The organism is Pseudoalteromonas sp. SG43-1 (assembly GCF_014164415.1).
In the GTDB taxonomy this organism is placed as follows: Bacteria; Pseudomonadota; Gammaproteobacteria; order Enterobacterales; family Alteromonadaceae; genus Pseudoalteromonas; species Pseudoalteromonas distincta.
On record NZ_JACJFD010000060.1, the window covers coordinates 1 to 2063 of the forward strand.

Below are 2063 nucleotides of genomic sequence, written 5' to 3' on the forward strand. Positions count from 1 at the left end.
CGGTCATCTTTTTATATCAAATGCATTTAAGATTTCCTGACTTGAATTAACTGTTGTATTGTAAATAGTAATTTTGCTTCTGTATAAGGAGCGATATAAGTATCGTGAGATAAGGTTTACTTAGCTACTTTTTGTTAATGTAAATAAGGTAATAATTAATTTTTAAGGTTGAAGTAATGGAATATAACAATCTATCCAAGCTTGTAAAAAAAGTTCTCAAAACAGATCAAAGTGGTAATACAACAATGCCCTCAAGACGCGAAATGACAAGCAAAATTTTTGCGTTTATTATGCTTATTCCTGGAATTACTAGCATTGTGATGACAGTAACAAGCGAAGGAGGGGAAAGTATTTTCTTCGCTATTTCTGCAAGCTTCTTTTTAAGTATATCAATATTGCTTTTTGGTCGAAAGAGCCGCTTAGAGTTTAACGGGACAGAAAAACAGCTTAATTTAAAAACCGCATTATGGGGTTACTTTCAAAGAAGTAAAATTGTTGTACCGTTTGATACACTATCATTTGAATTAAGTAGTATAGGCGCGCAAGGCCCTTATCAAATTAAGTTTGTTGATCAGTTATATGAATTTAAACAGTATACAGATGCTAAGATGTTCATTTCGTTTTTATATACGAAATATAATACTACTGCAGTTGAAACCATATCGGATTGGCCTAATAAAACACCGATAAGGTTTGCTCAAAGTGAATTATATAACTCACCTCAAGTTACTCATGATACTAAAAAAGCTAATTCAAACTCTCACCTGGAAGATGAAGATTTTAATAGTGAAGATCTTGTTTTCATTGAAATATGGGATCTCAAATCGCTAATAAAACTATCCCTGCCATTTTTTGTTTTTACAGCCATTGCCGGCTTAGTTAAATACGGAGTGCTGTAATGTATTTTAAAGAACTATCTAGTGAGCTAGCTATTTATCGACAACCGAGGTTAACTAGATTATTGCTAGTTTTGTTGTGTGGTTTCTTTTTATTTATCGGGCTAATTAATGTGTTTAATTCTGATGAAGCAAAATCATTACCGATATGGGTATCTGGGTTTATATGCTGGCTAGGGTGGAGTGGTTCGTTTGGTGGCTATGTATGTCGTTTTGATCTCGCAAAACAAACCTTGGAATTAAAGTCGAGTAGTTTATATACTATTTTTAAACGTGTTTATAAATTATCAGATATTAAAGGTTTTAAAGCTATACCTAGAAAAGGCTACACACATGACTATAGATTATATGCAGTGTTAACTGATAATACTCATATTGCTTTCGCAAACTACAAAGGACGAGGGTTTGCAGTTAAGGAGTGTATAAAAATGGCTGAATTTGTCAGTAAGCCTTATCAAATCAATATTGATACAGCTTCATTATGATTTTCTTAGAACAAAGTAGCGTGGATTAACATTTTTTTAGAAACCAATGCCAGACGCTTACTTCAGGTCTGGCATTGGTTCAAACTTAAGCATCGATCTGTTCTGATACTTCTAACGCATCATCAACTTCTATTCCCAAGTACCTGACAGTGCTTTCTAGTTTTCTATGGCCAAGTAGAAGCTGACAGGCTCTTAAATTTTTAGTTTTTTTGTAAATTAGTGATGGTTTAGTACGTCTCATAGAATGAGTGCCATATTGAGTCTTATCTAACCCAATTGAAGTGACCCAAGAATCAACTATACGTCCATATTGACGGGTTGAAAGGTGTTCTGAGGAATGAATTCGTGACTTAAACAAGTAATCATAAGAGTTGAGAGTAAATTGCTCTATGAGCGCCACAATTGATTTCCTTGTATTCCCAGTAATTTCAAATTGGACGGGCATACCAGTCTTTTTTTGAACGACTATTGCCCTTGATTGAATTGTTTTACCATGTGCGATGTCGTTAACTTTTAGTGAAACTAAATCACACCCTCTTAGTTTGCTATCTATGGCTAGGTTAAATAGTGCTAGATCTCTTATTTTATGAAAAAGTTCTAGTCGTATTCGGATAGCCCATATTTGCTGTAATTTCAGAGGTAACTTTTGTCCTACAAGCTTATTTTTATTCCAAGGCTCTTT

The 2063-nt window shown here is 33.8% G+C and carries 3 protein-coding genes; 2 read left to right on the forward strand and 1 reads right to left on the reverse strand.

Going from position 1 to position 2063, the window contains the following annotated elements; all coding sequences use genetic code 11:
• Positions 1–176: 176 nt before the first annotated feature.
• Positions 177–899, forward strand: coding sequence for a hypothetical protein (locus H5159_RS20675; RefSeq protein ID WP_182780961.1), 723 nt, complete (start codon positions 177–179; stop codon positions 897–899).
• Positions 899–1381: a hypothetical protein gene (locus H5159_RS20680; RefSeq protein WP_010388418.1), complete on the forward strand. Its 483-nt coding sequence runs from the start codon at positions 899–901 to the stop codon at positions 1379–1381. The genes H5159_RS20675 and H5159_RS20680 overlap by 1 nt, the downstream gene beginning before the upstream one ends.
• Before the next feature lie 85 nt (positions 1382–1466).
• On the opposite strand, the gene H5159_RS20685 is transcribed toward H5159_RS20680, so the two are convergent.
• On the reverse strand, positions 1467–2063 hold a 597-nt coding region (locus H5159_RS20685; RefSeq protein ID WP_182780962.1), incomplete at its 5' end, for a tyrosine-type recombinase/integrase.